This is a genomic window from Zobellia laminariae, from assembly GCF_030553095.1.
Lineage (GTDB): Bacteria > Bacteroidota > Bacteroidia > Flavobacteriales > Flavobacteriaceae > Zobellia > Zobellia laminariae.
Map to the genome: position 1 here is coordinate 3959719 of NZ_CP130738.1, position 16789 is coordinate 3976507.

Sequence of the window (16789 nt, forward strand, 5' to 3'; positions counted from 1 at the left end):
GGTTTAATAACTAAAAAACTCTTTCTCCATTTTCTGACTGATTTCATAAAGATGTGTCAACGTACTATTAATTATCAATTGAATATCACTTTCAATATCTTCCATAGATTTAAATTCATACTCTGCCCTGACTTTCCCGACTAGAAATGAAGTAGAGTCTCTATCATGCATTCTATTGTTATCCAGGATTTTTATGTGCTTACATATCTGGTTTAAACTGTTCATTATAGACCGTGGACAATTTGGATTAAGAATAAGGAACTCTAGAGTGGAGATACTTGTGGGTGTTTTTTTGTAATGTCTACGCATCATATCATAAGACTCTGTACATTTTAATAAGGTGGTCCATTCAAAGCTATTTTTAAATTTATCGCCATAACTACCTTGAGCTTTTAATGCATCATTATACTTAGAACTAATGATTCGCATAACCTGTGTTGCCCGTTCTATATTCGCCCCCATTATGATGATTGCATAAATTTCGTCGTGCATAAGAGTACTACGCACTTTTCCTCTTAGGATTGCTGACATTTCTGTTACATTCCTGGTAAAATCATCAAGGCCATTTTTTGTATAAACTTCAGCGTCATAGTTAGCTATAAAGTGGTAAAATTTATTGATGGATTCGTAAAGTTCCGTAGAAATTAAATCTCTAGCGCTATTAGCATTTTCTCGTGAATTTCTAACATTGTTAAGTATGGAAGAAGGGTAATTAGGGTCTAGTCCAATTTTATATAAAACTTCAGTCTCGTTAAGTTCCTCTTCCTTGTCTGCCGCTGGGTCTCCTACTAAAGTTAGCATTGAGCGAAGAACAAATTGTCTTGATTGAGATATTTGGTTGGGGGCGTCAAGAGATGAAAAGTAATTTACTCTAAGGTACCTCGCAATATGTTCTGAACGTTCTATATATCTTCCCATCCAAAATAGGTTATTGGCAACTCTTGCTAGCATAGGTCTTATTTAATAGTTAGTGTTCTTTTCTTTGGTTGTTTCCTATATAATGGGATTCTGATATTCTACTAGGTTTTTAATACCCAAGTGTCTTTAGACCCACCACCTTGAGAAGAGTTTACAATCAAGTTCCCTCTTTTTAGGGCTACTCTCGTTAATCCACCTTTTAGAACAAATTCTTTATCTTTTCCTAATACCGTAAAAACTCTAAGGTCAACATGGCGTTGTTCAAAAGATTCGGTTTCATCTATATATGTAGGGTGTACAGAAAGAGACATGATTGGTTGGGCTACATATTTTCTGGGGCTCAAAAGTATCTCGGCCTTTACCACTTCAATTTCTTTATCACTTAATCGGTTTCCAATAGATATACCATAACCGCCTGCTTCATCTACAGGTTTAATAACCAAATTTTTTATATTGTTGAGAACATACCTCAGTTCTTTGGGTCTGCTGCAGTGGTACGTTTTTACATTGTTTAAAATAGGCTCCTCGTTTAGGTAATACTTAATTATTTCCGGCATGTAAGTATAGATGGCCTTATCATCTGCAACACCGGTACCTGGTGCATTAGCCAAGGTTACATTACCTTTTTTGTAAGCGGCAAAAAGGCCTTAGCACGCCAAGGACAGAATCTGGATTGAATTCTAATGGATCTATAAATGCATCATCTACCCTACGGTATATAACATCAACCTTCTGAGGGCCTTTAATAGTTTTCATATAGACAAAATCGTTTTCTACAAAAAGATCTCTACCTTCCACGAGTTCAACTCCCATAGTTTTTGCTAAATAAGAATGCTCATAAAAAGCAGAATTGTACATGCCTATGAGTAATAACTACAACGTTAGGCACGTCTACACCTTTGGGTTTAACGGTTTCAAGTAAGTCCAGAAGGTTTTCGGCATAATTAGTGACAGAATAAGTTTTGTAATGGTCAAATACGCCAAATAGGGCTCTTTTCAAGGCAGTACGATTACAGATAACATAACTTACGCCGCTTGGGCATCTTATATTATCTTCAAGCACATAATATTGACCATCACTATGTTTGATTACATCAGTACCTGAAATATGGTTATAAATACCTCCAGGAGGATCTAAATTTACCATTTGATCCAAATAGTTAGCAGAGGAGCTTATGAGGTCCATGGGAACTATACCCTCTTTTATAATATTTTTATCATGGTAAATATCCCATAAAAAAAGGTTTAAAGCCTTACTTCTTTGGATGCACCCAGATTCAATTATTTCCCATTCTTCCGGCGGGATTATTCTAGGGAAAAGATCAAATGGAAAAATCTTCTCCTTGGTTTTCTTTTTATCATATACTTGAAAAGTAATTCCTTGGTTGAAGAACGACGATTTTGCCTTTTCGTTTAGATTAACATATTCACTAATAGAGTGTCCGCCGTAGAGCTCAAATAGTTTAGAATATACTTCTTTTACTTGCCCTTCTTGATCAAAGATTTCGTCGAATAAAACGGGGTTTCTTTGGTAGGATGAAAAAATCTGATTTTCTAAGTTTACCATAGTATATTTGTTTGTACTTAAGGTATAAATTTTCAATATCCTGAATAGAAAGAATTACATAATAATCGAAATATTAATTTACCATTTATGTAAAAAAAACGGAGGTTGTTTGTCATATTTCTTGTCAAAAAGAGAAAAATTGCCCTGTTTTGTGTGTAATTGGTCATTTATGATATGTAATTGATATAGTCTATGTTATCTAGTTTAACCTGAGCTTTTATAGTTCAATTATTAAAAATTATTACATGCAGATTAATCTTATAAGTGATACAGTAACTAAACCTACCCAAGAAATGTTAGCGGCCATGATGTCTGCAAAAGTGGGGGATGACGTGTTTAAAGCGGACCCGACGGTAAATGCTCTTGAAGAAAAAGTGGCTAAAATGTTCGGTAAGGAAGCAGCCCTTTTTTTTCCTTCTGGAACTATGGCAAACCAGACAGGTATAAAGTTACATACACAACCGGGTGACCAATTAATTTGTGATAAATATGCACATGTTTATAATTATGAAGGTGGAGGCGTCAGTTTTAATAGTGGGGTGTCATGTAAATTGATAGATGGGCATAGGGGAATGGTTACGGCAGAGCAAGTAGAGGCGGCTATTAATCCACCAGATTTTTATCACAGTCCATTAACGTCATTAGTTTGTATAGAAAATACTACAAATAAAGGAGGTGGTGCCTGTTGGGACATAGAAGAACTAAAGAAGATAAAAGAGGTCTGTAAAAAACATAATTTGGCCTACCATCTTGATGGTGCTCGTTTGTGGAATGCCTTGGTTCAAAAAAACGAAAATCCCTTAGCTTATGGGGAGTTGTTTGATACTATTAGTATTTGTTTAAGTAAAGGTCTGGGTTGCCCGGTAGGTTCTGTTTTGGTGGGTAGCAAAGAGCTAATGGAGAAAGCACTTCGTATTCGTAAAATATTTGGAGGAGGAATGCGTCAGGCAGGTTTTCTTGCCGCGGCAGGTATTTATGCGCTTGATTATCATGTGGAGCGTTTGGCGGAAGATCATAAAAAAGCACGAGAGATAGGGGAGGTGTTACAAAATCTATCCTATATAAAGCGTGTTGAACCTATTGAAACCAATATCATAATTTTCGAAATTGACGAAAATGTCATGACCGGAGATATTTTCGTAGAAAAACTAAAAGAGCACGACATCCTTATTATAGGTATGGGGCAGGGGAAACTCCGTATCGTTACCCATTTGGATTATACCAATACAATGCATGAAAAGCTTTTGAAAATATTAAAAAAGTTATAGCTTTTTCAAGTCAGTTAGACGATTATGTAAATTTTTAATGCCATTCTCCATTCCTGCTTCGGAATCGTAGAGCTGGCTGGTACCTATAAGTGAACCATTGCCATCTTTTAAATTAAATAGAAATTTACCCTGATGGTTGGTCTTGCGTTCAAAATTTCCTCTATTGATTTGAAGCGTATTCAATTTAGAAAGCGCAGTATCCAAATCAGTCTTACTATGAAATTCTTCACTTGTAAGTAAGATAGAATCACTTTTAGATTTAATTTGAAATCGATGCCCGTTACTGGGTGTGTTAACTATTTCTATCACAGGTTATTTTTTAGGTAAAAGATACAAAATAAGAGTGATAATTTCAGGATTATCTGCTTTAGGTATTATAAGGATTGTGGATTTTACTTATGTTAAAATTAAGAATATCACAATAATTTGATGAGTATGCTGTTCTATGCTAGTATCGATGAACGGTTCAATTCTAATAAAAAAAAGTGTATTTCATCGATGATTTTAATACTTAACAGGAAACGACTTGTTAAATATATATTAAAGCATTAACTTTAATCCAACTATACATTAACATTAAACATTAACTATCTTATGAAGAAGCTTCTTTTTTTCCTTAGCCGTTCTTACGGCTTCATTTAGTATGGCTCAAGACTTGCCAGCGAACCCCGAACCCGGAAAGTGCTATGTACGTTGTACTACGCCTGACGTTTACGTAAACGAGACCGTGACTATTACAGTAAAGCCCGGTTATAAAGTTTTAAAAACTGTACCTGCAACTTATAAAACCGTTACAGAGCGTGTTTTAGTAAAAGAAGAAAGTAAAAAATTAAGAATTATTCCAGAAGAATGGGGGTCTGAAAAGGTTAGCTATGTATCTAAGGAGGGAGGAAACTCTTTGAGTGTTAGCCCAGCTAGTTTTGGTAGTGCTTCTCAGACTATAGAGGTAAAGCCTGCATATGCTCAGTGGGAGTTGGGTGCATCGGCTCCAGATTGTGATTCAGGTAATCCAGACGATTGTAGATACTGGTGTTATAAAGGATACCCTGCAGAGTTTCAGACTATAGAAACGGCAACCCTTGCTAACAGTGCTTCAACAAGTAAAACTGCTATTCCTCAAAAAACTGGTACATATACTAAAAGAATACTTGTTTCTCCAGCTAAAGTTGTTGAGGAAGTAGTTCCTGCAGTTTATGAAGAAATTACAAGAACCGTATTAGATAAGGATGCATACGCTGTAGAAGAAGCGGTTGCTCCAATTACTAAATCTTATACAAAAGAGGTTTTAAAAGAAAAAGGTGGATTAACTACTTGGAAAGAAGTAGAGTGTGAATTAGTTACTTACCAAGCGCTTCCAATAAACTGGGACTCTGGTAGTGCTACTTTAACAGCACAAGCTAAAACTATCATTGATACTCGTTTATTACCTGTATTGGCTCAGAATGAAGGTGCTAAAGTAGAATTAGCTTCTCATACAGATTCTCAAGGTAGTGCTTCTTCTAACCAAGATTTATCGGAAAGAAGAGCAAAAGCAGTAGCTCAATACTTAATTTCTAAAGGCATTAACTCTAGTCTTTTAGTAGCTAACGGTTACGGTGAAACAAAACTTAAGAACAGATGTAAGGATGGTGTTTCTTGTACTGCGAGAGAGCATTCAGTAAACAGAAGAACAGAATTCAGATTGATTAATAACTAATCTATTTCTGAATAGACGTAAAAAAAAAAGGGCCCTTTCTAGGGCCCTTTTTTAATTACTTATTTTTCTTGAGAAAGTTTAAATGATAACCAATTTCTCCGGTCATACCATAACCAGAATATTCATCTAGTGCTTTTCCTTTCCCGTCTACTACAGTTAATAAAGGAAAGACTCCTTTTTTATTAAGCTTTTTTAATATCTCTTGATTGTGATCCCATTGCTTATCACTCAGCAAATCCTTATTTCTAGGAATGTCTACATATAATAAGACATAGCTTTTTGATAATTCAGAGAACTCATCTGTCTCAAAAAGGTCGTGTTTAAGCTTTTTACATGGTGGGCACCAATCGCTACCAGTAAAATAAACTAGAACATTCTTATTTTCTTTTTTTGACACTTTAATAGCCTTGTCGTAGTTTTTAAGCCAGTCAACACTACTAGTAGTATCGGTTTGACCAATTAAACAAAGCGGTAATATGAGAAAAAGTAATAGTTTCATCTGTAGTATTATTTAGTAATCAAAAGCAAATAGCTTGCCACTATTTAAATAACGAGTCCATTCCTGGAATATTGGGCATCCCTTCTTTGGCCACAGCACCTAGTTCCGCTTCATTTACTTGAGTTGCCTTTGCAATGGCTTTATTTACGGTCATAATTAGAAAATTTTCTAATTGTTCTTTATCTTCCAGTAAACTATCATCAATTATAATCTGTTTAACTTCTCTATTGGCGGTAATAACCACCTTTACTAAATCTTCGGAAGAAGATTCTTCTAGAGTTACTGTGTCTAAGCGTTTCTTTGTGGCCTCTACTTTTTGTTGGGTTTCTTTAAGTTTTCCCATCATACCCATCATATCTCCGAACATAATTTGTGTTTTTATAAGTTGAACTACTATGCGAAATTACTAAATTGTGTCTGAAAAACATCAACTATGAGCTTGTCTAAAAAAAAGAAAATCGTTCTTGGGTTAAGCCTTACATTTGTGCTCTTAGTACAAAGTCAACAAAAGAATATGATTGAAGAAAAAGCACCGATAGCTAAAAAGATTCCACATAACTTAGAAAAGCATGGAGATGTTAGGGTGGATAATTACTATTGGTTGAACGATAAAGAGAACCCAGAGGTTATTTCATACCTCGAGGCAGAGAAAAGTTATTATGAATCTTTAACCGGCCACACCAAAAAGTTTCAAACAGAACTTTTTGATGAGATGAAATCTCGCATTAAAGAAGATGATACCTCGGTACCGTATAAACAAAATGGCTATTGGTATATAACTAGGTATGAAATAGGTAAAGAGTATCCTATTTACGCTCGGAAAAAAGACAACCTAGAAGCTCCTGAAGAAATCATGTTTGATGGAAATGAAATGGCTGAAGGTCATGAGTATTTCAGCATTGGAGGTTTAGCTATTAGCCCAGATAATAAGTTTGCGGCTTTTGGGGTAGATACCGTTTCTAGACGTCAGTACGTTATAAGAATAAAAAATCTTGAGACAGGGGAGATTTATGCAGATAGGATAGAAAATACAACGGGTGGAGCAGTTTGGGCTGATGATAATAAAACTCTTTTTTACACTAAAAAGGATGAAGTTACTTTACGTTCGGACCAAATTTTAAAGCACAAATTTGGTACTACTGAAGCGGAAGATCAATTGGTTTTTCATGAGAAAGATGATACGTTTGGAACATATGTGTACAAATCAAAATCCAAGAAATATATTATTATAGGTTCTTATAGTACGCTTACTTCCGAATTTCAGTTTTTAAGGACCGATAATCCTGACGGGGAGTTGAAAATGTTTTCACCTCGCGAAAGAGGTGTTGAATATGGTATGTCTCATTATGGTGATCATTTTTATGTTCTTACCAACAAAGATGGTGCAACCAATTTTAAATTAATGAAAACCGATGAGAATAATACCTCTTCGGATAACTGGAAAGAATTTATACCGCATCGTGAAGATGTTCTCTTGGAAGATATAGATATTTTTAAAGATTACTATGTAATATCAGAGCGCACAAACGGATTAAACAAGGTTCAGATTAATAGATGGGATGGCACTAATTCTTACTATCTACCTTTTGAAAGTGAAACATACACTGCAGGCGTAGGCCGTAACCCTGATTTTGATACAGAGATTCTTCGTTATGGTTACAATTCCATGACTACCCCAACTTCGATTATCGATTTCAACATGCGAACCAAGGAGAAAGAAGTCAAAAAAGAACAAGAAGTACTAGGAGGGAAGTTTGATAAAGATAATTACAAAGAAGAACGTATTTGGGCCACTGCCCGCGATGGGGTAAAGGTGCCTATGTCCATCGTTTATCATAAGGACACTCCATTGAGCAAAACAACGCCTATACTTCAATATGCTTATGGGTCGTACGGAAACACAATAGACCCTTCTTTTTCTACTGTACGTTTAAGTTTGTTAGATAGAGGTTTTGTTTACGTAATAGCTCATATTAGAGGAGGGGAGTATCTGGGTAGGCCTTGGTATGAAGATGGTAAATTATTAAAGAAAAAGAACACTTTTACAGATTTTGTAGACTGTTCCCAATATTTAATAGATGAAGGTTATACTTCTGCCGATCATTTATATGCAATGGGTGGTTCAGCCGGTGGTCTTCTTATGGGAGCAGTCATTAACATGGCTCCCCAGTTATATAATGGTGTAATTGCAGCCGTTCCATTTGTTGATGTGGTTACGACTATGTTAGATGATTCTATTCCTTTAACAACAGGAGAATATGATGAATGGGGAAATCCAAATGAAAAAACGTACTACGAGTATATGAAGTCATATTCGCCTTATGACCAAGTAGTTGCTCAGGAATATCCTAATTTATTAGTTACTACCGGGCTTCATGATTCTCAAGTACAATATTTTGAACCTGCCAAGTGGGTAGCGAAATTGCGAGAGATGAAATCCGATAAAAACTTGTTGATGATGGATATTAATATGGATGCAGGACACGGTGGAGCTTCAGGCCGTTTTGAGGCATTGAAAGAGGTGGCTAAAGAGTATGCGTTTATTTTGGATTTAGAAGGTAAAATTGAGTAGAAAAATTAATTTATAAGTTAATTATCTTAACTAACACAAACTTGTCTGAAAAAAGGAGTGGTTTTATGGCTTAGAAATTGGCTAGATTATAGCTAATATGCTAACTAAATGTTAACAAAATAGCATAAAACCAAAAATATCTTCATTTTTTGGATGTATTTTCATGGATAAAATGGCATATTCAAAAAAAATAGTAATTTTGTCCCAACAATTTTGTGGAAACTTTTCAGTATATAAAAAGTTCTCATAACCAGACATCCTTTATGGAAAACAAAATTAAGGCATACAACAATATCCTAGAACTCGTAGGAAACACTCCACTAGTAAAATTAAAGAGAATAACAGAAGGCTTTGCAGGTAACTTTTTTGCCAAAGTAGAATCTTTTAATCCTGGCCACTCTTCAAAAGATCGTATTGCGGTACATATCATAGAGGAGGCAGAGCGTAAAGGTCTTTTAACCGAAGGTAGCACCATTATAGAAACGACTTCTGGTAATACAGGGTTTAGTATTGCTATGGTGAGTATTATAAAAGGTTATAAGTGTATTTTGGCTGTTAGTTCAAAATCATCGAAAGATAAGATTGATATGTTACGTACTATGGGAGCCACGGTATATGTTTGCCCAGCTCACGTAAGTGCAGATGACCCGCGTTCATATTATGAAGTTGCAAAACGCTTGCATAAAGAAACTAGTGGTTCTATCTATATCAACCAATATTTTAATGAGTTGAATATGGAGGCCCATTACCAGAGCACTGGTCCGGAAATATGGGAGCAAACTGGTGGTCAGATTACGCATTTTGTAGCATGTAGTGGAACTGGTGGTACTATTTCAGGTACGGCTAAGTACTTAAAAGAACAAAATCCAAAAGTTAAAGTTATTGGAGTAGATGCTTTTGGTTCCGTATTGAAGAAATATCATGAAACAAGAGAGTTTGATTCTAATGAGATTTATCCATATAGAATAGAGGGTCTTGGTAAAAATCTAATTCCAGGAGCTACAGATTTTGATGTTATAGACAAGTTTGTCAAAGTAACCGATTCTGAAAGTGCACATACTGCACGTGAAATAGCAAAGACCGAAGGTATTTTTGCAGGATACACCAGTGGTGCGGTAATGCAGGCTCTAAAACAGTTGAATGAAGAAGGAGAGTTTGGTCCAAAAGATAACGTAGTCGTTATATTTCCGGATCACGGCTCGCGATATATGAGTAAAGTGTATAGTGACCAATGGATGGAAGATCAAGGTTTCTTCGATACCAATACTGTTAGCGAAACTCAAAAAGTACAATACATTAAAGAATAACATACAAGTTTGTAAAAGTTGGAAAGCAATGGCCGTAAGGTCATTGCTTTTTTGTTAGAGAATAATATTTTATGAATGTTGCTCTTAAAATCTTACTTTTGCACTAAAATCCAAAGTACACCTAAATGCGAGATTTATTTGACAGAATTTTAGAGAACAAGGGGCCATTAGGAAAATGGGCTTCACAGGCGGAGGGATATTTCGTTTTTCCTAAGTTAGAGGGACCAATTTCTAATAGAATGAAGTTTCAGGGGAAAGAGGTAATTACCTGGAGTATCAATGACTATTTGGGTCTGGCCAATCTTCCTGAAGTTAAGAAAGTAGACGGTGAAACCGCTGCTGAATATGGTTCTGCCTACCCGATGGGGGCAAGAATGATGAGTGGTCACACTGATTTTCACGAACAGCTAGAACAAGAATTAGCTGCATTCGTTAAGAAGGAATCTGCTTATTTGTTGAACTTTGGTTACCAAGGTATGGTGTCTGCTATAGACGCGCTTGTTTCTAAGGATGATATTATTGTTTATGATGTAGATGCTCACGCTTGTATTATTGATGGCGTTAGGTTGCACATGGGTAAGCGTTTTACTTTTAAGCACAATGATATTGAAAGCTTAGAGAAAAACTTAGAGCGCGCCACTAAAATGGCAGAACAGACCGGTGGAGGTATATTAGTTATTTCCGAGGGTGTTTTTGGTATGCGTGGTGAGCAAGGTAAGTTAAGAGAGATTGTTGCTTTAAAGAAGAAATATACTTTCCGTTTATTTGTAGATGATGCTCACGGTTTTGGAACCTTAGGAAAAACTGGTGCAGGTACAGGTGAAGAACAAGATGTACAAGATGATATTGATGTGTATTTTGCAACTTTTGCAAAGTCTATGGCAGGTATCGGTGCATTCTTAGCTGCTGATAAAGAAATTATAGATTATTTAAAATATAATTTACGTTCGCAAATGTTCGCTAAATCATTACCTATGATTTATGTAAAGGGAGCATTAAAGAGATTAGATATGTTGCGTACCATGCCTGAGCTTAAAGCTAAGTTGTGGGAGAATGTAGATGCTCTTCAAAACGGACTTAAGAGTAAAGGTTTCAACATAGGAAATACAAATACATGTGTTACTCCAGTTTACCTTAACGGAAGTATTCCAGAAGCCATGGCTCTTGTGAAAGACTTACGGGAAAATTATGGTATATTCTGCTCTATAGTAGTTTACCCTGTTATACCTAAGGGGCTAATTCTCCTTCGTATGATTCCTACCGCTACACACACTATGCAAGATATAGAGGAAACATTAGAAGCGTTCTCAGCAATTAGAGATCGTTTGGAAAATGGTACATATAAAAGATTATCTGCTGCAGTAGCTGCGGCAATGGGTGAGTAATATTTACCTAATCGATAATATTAAAAAAGGCCTTACTGTATAGTGAGGCCTTTTTTTGTTTAGTATGTTTTAAATGGAATAGGGTAGAAGGCCCTTGTAAATTATAAGCTCTTTTTATAAGTACAACGTCGTTTATATATTTTCGGGTCAAAATGTTTCCACATTTGCCGAATGGCAATATTATCTTCCAATTCCGGTGTACGGTAACACATTTCAATACCTCTCTTATTAAACGTTTTGTAGTATTCATTGAAAATATATAGCAGTAACACCTTTGTTTTGATATTCAGGGTGAATGCCTATAAGGTAGAACACAACGTCTTTATTGTATTTTTTTGCTCGTAGTAGGTGCAGGAAACCAAATGGGAATAACTTTCCTTTGGCCTTCTGTAAAGCATTGGAGAATGAAGGCATAACTATAGCAAAAGCTATTAAGCTGTCTTCCTTATCTACAATGAATTTAATATACTCGGGATTTATGAATGTAATATATTTCTTCTTGAAATATTCTTTCTGAACATCTGTAATAGGAACAAAAGAAGAGAGTTTAGAATAGGTTTGATTAAAAAGGTCAAACATCTGATCTACTAGTGGTAGAACTTCACTGGTTTTCTTAAAATTAATTTCGCGGAGGCCATAACGGCGTTTTACAAGTCCGTTTAATTTTGTGAATAACGCAGGATCCGCATTTTTTGCAGGAAACTTGTTTTCAACATATCCCTTTTCCTTTACAAAGCCTAGACGTTCATAATGATTAATGTAATACGCGTCATTGTACCATGTTACCATGCTTTATTGGTCAAATCCATCTGTGAGCACACCAACCTTGTCTAAGTTAGAAAAGCCTACTGGCCCTTCCATAAACTCTAAATTGTGTTCAGCCCCTATTTCGGCAACTTTATTTAGAAGAGTTTCTGAAACTTCGGTATCATCAATAAAATCGAACCAGCCAAACCGCATTTTTTTTACGTTTTGGTCATCTACTTCTAAATGATTGATAATTGCAACGACCCTACCAACAAGCTTACTGTCTTTATAGGCAAGAAAGAAATAAGGCGCTTGCATTTTTAAATGCAGGATTTTCATCTCTGTCAAAAGAAGATAATTCATCTTCAATTAAGGGTGGTACCCAATAAGGAGAATCTTTATAAAGCGAAAACGGAAATTTGACGAACTCTTTTAGCTCGGCTTTTGAAATCGCTTCTTTAAGGGTGACCATACATTTTTTTTTGTAAAGCCAATATTAGGAATAAATAGGGTTAGAATAAAATTATGAAACTTAATTTTATCAATAAAGAAAAAGTAAATTTCACTTAGAAATCAATAGCTCCGCTACCTCGTTCTTTATTTTTCTTCTTCTTTCTCTCTTCTTTCTTAAGTTTTTTCAACTGTTTCTTAGACGGGCCTAAGTCAATATCTTCTGCTCCACTTCTGTTTTTCTCCTTTTTACCCTCTTTTTTTCCTTCTTTTTCATGGCGTTCTTTTTGATAGGTTCGCCATTCTCACCAGCACCTTGCTCATCTATCGCCTTTAATTTGTCTTTATGGAAATCAAAACGGTACGAGCCACCAGCAGTTATAAAAATTCTAGAAGGAGTATTCTTGAAACTAGCACCAAGGTTGAAATCTACTTGAAGGTCATCCGTTAATAAATGCGCCACACCACCACGAATTAATACATCTGAATAGCGATCACTTTGAATGCCCTGGTTTTCAACAAAAGCACTCCATTTTGGATTGCGGAAAGCATGCGAAAAAGAAACTAAATAACTTAACTCAGGATAATCTGTGGTTATACGATCATAGGCAATATTGGTAATGAGGACAAAACGAGGCGTTAATCTACTTTGGGTAATAACCATACCACGATATGATACGGTGGGGTCACCAACGTAAAAAGGGTTGTCGCCTAAGTTAAAGGTAGCTCCGCCATAAAGCGAAACCGATGGAATTAGGTTTTTGAACTTGAAACCGTAATTTGCTTTCCAGCTATATAAATTAGGTTTATTTCGTTCTGGATTTTTAAAACGATCATATAGTAAATATTTAAGACCTACGCGATTTCTTGAAAAATCGGTTAAGTTTTCAGTTACGTCTAAACTGGTATAAGTAATGTTTTGATTTACAAATGTTCCTTCATAATTAAGCTCTAGCCGCTCAAAAAGTAATCCGTAACGTAATGATATGTCAGATCCCCAGATATTACTTTTCGTATTTAAAAGGGTATGGTCTCTTTGCTCATATAGAACGCCGGCTTCTACTTGTAGTACATTTCTACCAACAGCATATGCGCTAACGGATAGGCCAGGGCGGTTAGAATTGATAACGTCTGTATACTGTGATGTCCCTATAAATGGAAGGGCAAAAATCAGGGTCAATAGATAATTTTTCATTTTTTCTTGGCGCTTGATTAATTAATTCAGGCTTGTTCTTTTTTGTGTAGTCCAAATACCAATGTTCAAAATAAGGCGTTTTTAAAATAGCTAACGATTGTTATTACTGCTATTTAGGTAATGTAAATCCATTATGGAATAGACAAAACACATCAATAAAGCGGACTTTAATAATATTTTAGCACTTCTACACAGGTATTACAACGCTAGATTTGTATTTTTGATATAATCATTTTGAAAAAAATATGGCATTTTTAAAGACAATCTTTATAATTTTATTGGTCTATTACCTTTTTAAAATATTGGTAAAGATGTTTGCCCCTAAAATTTTTGGTTATGCCGCGCGTAAAACTCAAGAGCACTTCAGCGAAAAATTCGGTGATTTTGCACAGCAAGGTTATGGGCAAGCTCAAACGGATCAGGCAGGAGAGGTTATAATTGACAAGAAACCATCTAGAAAGAACTCTTCAAATAAAAAGGTGGGCGATTATATCGATTTTGAAGAAATCGATTAATATATCTGCTTCAGTCAAATCATTTTAAAAATTTAAGAATACATCTTTTTCGGCTCTCTAAAAAGCTTTGGAATGGATGTATATATTTTAAAACTAACTGCTATCTCTTAAGTTAAGGTCAAAACAAATTCCATAGTAGAGATAACTTCATTATTTTAGCCGAATCAATCGATATATCCCATTATGCAAAAAGGATTGAAGGCCTTCTTCGTACATTTTTTTGTTACCGTTTTCTTTGTGATTGCCGCTTTGGCTTATTTCTACCCAGTCCTTCAGGGCAAAGTAATAGAACAATCGGATATTGTTCAGTTTACCGGTATGGCCAAGGAACAAAACGATTTTAGAAAAAAAAACAGGCGAAGAGCCCTACTGGACTAATAGTGCCTTTGGCGGTATGCCCACTTATCAGTTAGGCGCTTATTACCCACATGACTACGTCAAAAAGTTAGATAATCTTATCAGGTTTCTACCTAGGCCAGCAGATTATCTATTTCTATATTTCATTGGTTTTTACATATTACTTTGCTGTTTAAAAGTAGATTATAGGTTGGCTATCATAGGCGCACTGGCTTTTGGTTTTTCAACCTATCTCATTATCATCCTTGGAGTAGGGCACAATGCTAAAGCACATGCCTTAGGGTATTTGCCTATGCTTCTTGGTGGTATAGTTCTGGTTTTTCGGAAGAAATATCTTTGGGGTTTTATTCTGACTGCTATATCTATGGCATTAGAAATTAGGGCTAATCATTACCAGATGACATATTACTTTATGCTTTTGGTCTTGATTTTAGGTGTAGTCTACTTAGTAGATGCTATCAGAACAGAAAAACTAAAGCACTATTTTAGTTCTGTTGGTCTTTTATTAGTAGCCGTTTTATTAGGTATAGCTGCAAATGCAACCAGTCTTATGGCTACAAAAGAATATGCGGATTGGAGTACTCGCGGAAAATCTGAATTGACCATTAACCCAGATGGAACAGTAAAAGAAAATACAGGGGGATTAGATAAATCATATATCACCCAGTGGAGTTATGGTATTACGGAATCTTTGAATCTCTTTGTACCACGTTTGTTTGGTGGTTCTAACAGTGAGAATTTAGGCGAAAACTCAAAAAGTTACGACTTTCTTATTGATCAAGGTGTATCCAGAAGTCAAGCCCTTAATTTTTCTAGTGGCTTACCTTTATATTGGGCTGATCAGCCGGGAACATCTGGTCCTGCTTACATTGGTGCTATTATTTTCTTTCTTTTCATATTGGGCCTTATTCTAGTAAAAGGAAAAGCAAAATGGTGGCTTCTTGGTGGCGTGCTAATGTCTTTGTTCCTTTCTTGGGGAAAGAACTTTAGTTTCTTGACGGATTTAATGATTGATTACTTCCCTTTGTACGACAAGTTTAGGGCTGTTTCGTCTATTCAGGTTATCCTAGAATTATGTGCTCCGGTATTGGCAATATTGGCTTTAAGAGAACTTTTTAAATCTACGGTACAGGTAGCCGATAAATTGAAAGCACTAAGAATATCGTTTTTTACGATATTAGGATTAAGTGTGGCGCTCTTTATTTTTAAAGCTGGTTTTGATTTTGAAGGACCTAGTGATGAATTCCTGAAACGGAATTATGGAGACGAGTTGGTTTCTCTAATTCAGGCAGATCGTAAGGCGGTGTACAATTCAGATCTTCTTCGTTCTATGATCTTCGTATTTTTGACTGCCTTGGCACTTTGGTTTTATATTAAAGGAAAGCTAAAAGAAAACTTGGCAATTGTAGCTATAGGCGCTTTGGTTATTTTTGATTTAGTAGGCGTAGGGCAACGTTATGTTGATGCTGATAATTTTGTTGCTAAGCGAAAAATGACACAACCTTTTCCAGAGACTGCTATTGATCAAGAAATAAATAAAGACAAAGATGTCTTTAGGGTTTATGACCCACAGGAAGGTATTAACGGAGCTCGTACATCATACTATCACCAATCTATTGGAGGTTATCATGCAGCCAAACCTGCAGGTTTGGAAGACTTGTTTAGCTTTTATGTCTATAAAGGCAATATGGGAGTTTTGAATATGCTGAATGTAAAGTATGTTGTTCAGCAAGACGAAGAAGGTAAAAGTTACCCAGCAGTCAATCCTAATGCAAACGGTAATGCGTGGTTTGTAAATCATGTGGTTAAAGTGAATTCGGCCAATGAAGAAATTCAAGCATTGGATAAGCTAAATACCAGAACTGAAGCCGTAGTTAATGTCACTAAAGTAAACAGTCTAAAAGCTTTTGATTTTATAGTTGACTCAACGGCGACAATTTCATTGGTTGATTATGTACCGAATCATTTGACGTACAAGTCCACTAACAAGAACGATGGTCTTGTTGTCTTCTCTGAAATGTATTACCATAATGGATGGAACGCTTATATAGACGGGAAATTAAAGAATCATTTTAAGGCAGATTATACGCTTCGTGCTTTAGAAGTGCCAAGTGGAGACCATACTATAGAGTTTAAATTTGAACCAGAAGTTGTTAGAATTGGAAGTAAGATTACATTGGCCAGTTCTATTTTATTGGGACTTATAGTCTTGGGAGGTATTGGATTTACGTTTTTCGGTTCCAAGAAGAGCAAAGGTCAAGAAAAGAAAGAAGTTAAATAGTATTAAGTAAAGATTCCCCGATCTTTTACCTT

13 protein-coding genes and 2 pseudogenes are annotated in these 16789 nt (G+C 35.6%); 8 read left to right on the top strand and 7 right to left on the bottom strand.

Going from position 1 to position 16789, the window contains the following annotated elements:
* Positions 1 to 3: 3 nt before the first annotated feature.
* Both Q5W13_RS18980 and Q5W13_RS18985 read right to left on the bottom strand, forming a co-directional pair.
* Entirely contained in the window at positions 4 to 951 is a 948-nt protein-coding gene (locus tag Q5W13_RS18980) for an alpha-E domain-containing protein (RefSeq protein WP_155596165.1), read from the bottom strand.
* A gap of 68 nt (positions 952 to 1019) precedes the next feature.
* Positions 1020 to 2485 (bottom strand): annotated as a pseudogene (locus Q5W13_RS18985) (circularly permuted type 2 ATP-grasp protein).
* A 245-nt stretch (positions 2486 to 2730) separates the two neighbouring features.
* Here Q5W13_RS18985 and Q5W13_RS18990 point away from each other — a divergent pair.
* Positions 2731 to 3753 (top strand): threonine aldolase family protein, encoded by a 1023-nt coding sequence (locus Q5W13_RS18990; RefSeq protein ID WP_304444090.1) that lies wholly within the window; start codon positions 2731 to 2733, stop codon positions 3751 to 3753.
* Here the strand turns inward: Q5W13_RS18990 and Q5W13_RS18995 are convergent.
* Positions 3748 to 4062 (bottom strand): YegP family protein, encoded by a 315-nt coding sequence (locus Q5W13_RS18995; protein ID WP_304444091.1) that lies wholly within the window; start codon positions 4060 to 4062, stop codon positions 3748 to 3750. The genes Q5W13_RS18990 and Q5W13_RS18995 overlap by 6 nt on opposite strands.
* 334 nt (positions 4063 to 4396) lie before the next feature.
* Between Q5W13_RS18995 and Q5W13_RS19000 the strand changes: the two genes are divergently transcribed.
* On the top strand, positions 4397 to 5449 hold the full coding sequence (locus tag Q5W13_RS19000; RefSeq protein ID WP_304444092.1) for an OmpA family protein: 1053 nt from the start codon (positions 4397 to 4399) through the stop codon (positions 5447 to 5449).
* Positions 5450 to 5504: 55 nt separating this feature from the next.
* Here the strand turns inward: Q5W13_RS19000 and Q5W13_RS19005 are convergent, their stop codons facing one another.
* Positions 5505 to 5948 (bottom strand): thioredoxin family protein, encoded by a 444-nt coding sequence (locus Q5W13_RS19005; RefSeq protein ID WP_304444093.1) that lies wholly within the window; start codon positions 5946 to 5948, stop codon positions 5505 to 5507.
* 40 nt (positions 5949 to 5988) lie between these two features.
* Complete coding sequence (locus Q5W13_RS19010) at positions 5989 to 6315, bottom strand: YbaB/EbfC family nucleoid-associated protein (RefSeq protein ID WP_304444094.1); 327 nt, start codon at positions 6313 to 6315, stop codon at positions 5989 to 5991.
* A gap of 147 nt (positions 6316 to 6462) precedes the next feature.
* Here Q5W13_RS19010 and Q5W13_RS19015 point away from each other — a divergent pair, with 147 nt between their 5' ends.
* The 3 genes from Q5W13_RS19015 to capB all read left to right on the top strand — a co-directional run bounded on the left by Q5W13_RS19015 (position 6463) and on the right by capB (position 11212).
* Complete coding sequence (locus tag Q5W13_RS19015) at positions 6463 to 8520, top strand: S9 family peptidase (RefSeq protein WP_304446550.1); 2058 nt, start codon at positions 6463 to 6465, stop codon at positions 8518 to 8520.
* A 263-nt stretch (positions 8521 to 8783) separates the two neighbouring features.
* Positions 8784 to 9827 (top strand): cysteate synthase, encoded by a 1044-nt coding sequence (gene capA / locus Q5W13_RS19020; RefSeq protein ID WP_155596172.1) that lies wholly within the window; start codon positions 8784 to 8786, stop codon positions 9825 to 9827.
* 125 nt (positions 9828 to 9952) lie between these two features.
* Positions 9953 to 11212 carry a cysteate-C-fatty acyltransferase gene (gene capB, locus Q5W13_RS19025; protein WP_155596173.1) on the top strand — a complete coding sequence of 420 codons (1260 nt, stop codon included), beginning with the start codon at positions 9953 to 9955 and terminating at the stop codon, positions 11210 to 11212.
* A gap of 101 nt (positions 11213 to 11313) precedes the next feature.
* On the opposite strand, the pseudogene Q5W13_RS19030 reads toward capB, so the two are convergent.
* A pseudogene (locus Q5W13_RS19030) lies at positions 11314 to 12431 on the bottom strand (GTP cyclohydrolase).
* Positions 12432 to 12617: 186 nt separating this feature from the next.
* The gene (locus tag Q5W13_RS19035) at positions 12618 to 13604 is read right to left on the bottom strand and encodes a transporter (RefSeq protein ID WP_304444095.1); all 987 of its coding nucleotides are present in this window, start codon (positions 13602 to 13604) and stop codon (positions 12618 to 12620) included.
* Positions 13605 to 13849: 245 nt separating this feature from the next.
* Here Q5W13_RS19035 and Q5W13_RS19040 point away from each other — a divergent pair, with 245 nt between their 5' ends.
* The 3 genes from Q5W13_RS19040 to Q5W13_RS19045 all read left to right on the top strand — a co-directional run bounded on the left by Q5W13_RS19040 (position 13850) and on the right by Q5W13_RS19045 (position 16757).
* On the top strand, positions 13850 to 14119 hold the full coding sequence (locus Q5W13_RS19040) for a DUF4834 family protein (RefSeq protein WP_304444096.1): 270 nt from the start codon (positions 13850 to 13852) through the stop codon (positions 14117 to 14119).
* 183 nt (positions 14120 to 14302) lie between these two features.
* Positions 14303 to 14497 carry a hypothetical protein gene (locus Q5W13_RS25350; protein WP_368662321.1) on the top strand — a complete coding sequence of 65 codons (195 nt, stop codon included), beginning with the start codon at positions 14303 to 14305 and terminating at the stop codon, positions 14495 to 14497.
* A gap of 16 nt (positions 14498 to 14513) precedes the next feature.
* Positions 14514 to 16757 carry a YfhO family protein gene (locus Q5W13_RS19045; RefSeq protein ID WP_368662322.1) on the top strand — a complete coding sequence of 748 codons (2244 nt, stop codon included), beginning with the start codon at positions 14514 to 14516 and terminating at the stop codon, positions 16755 to 16757.
* The last annotated feature ends 32 nt before the right edge of the window (positions 16758 to 16789 follow it).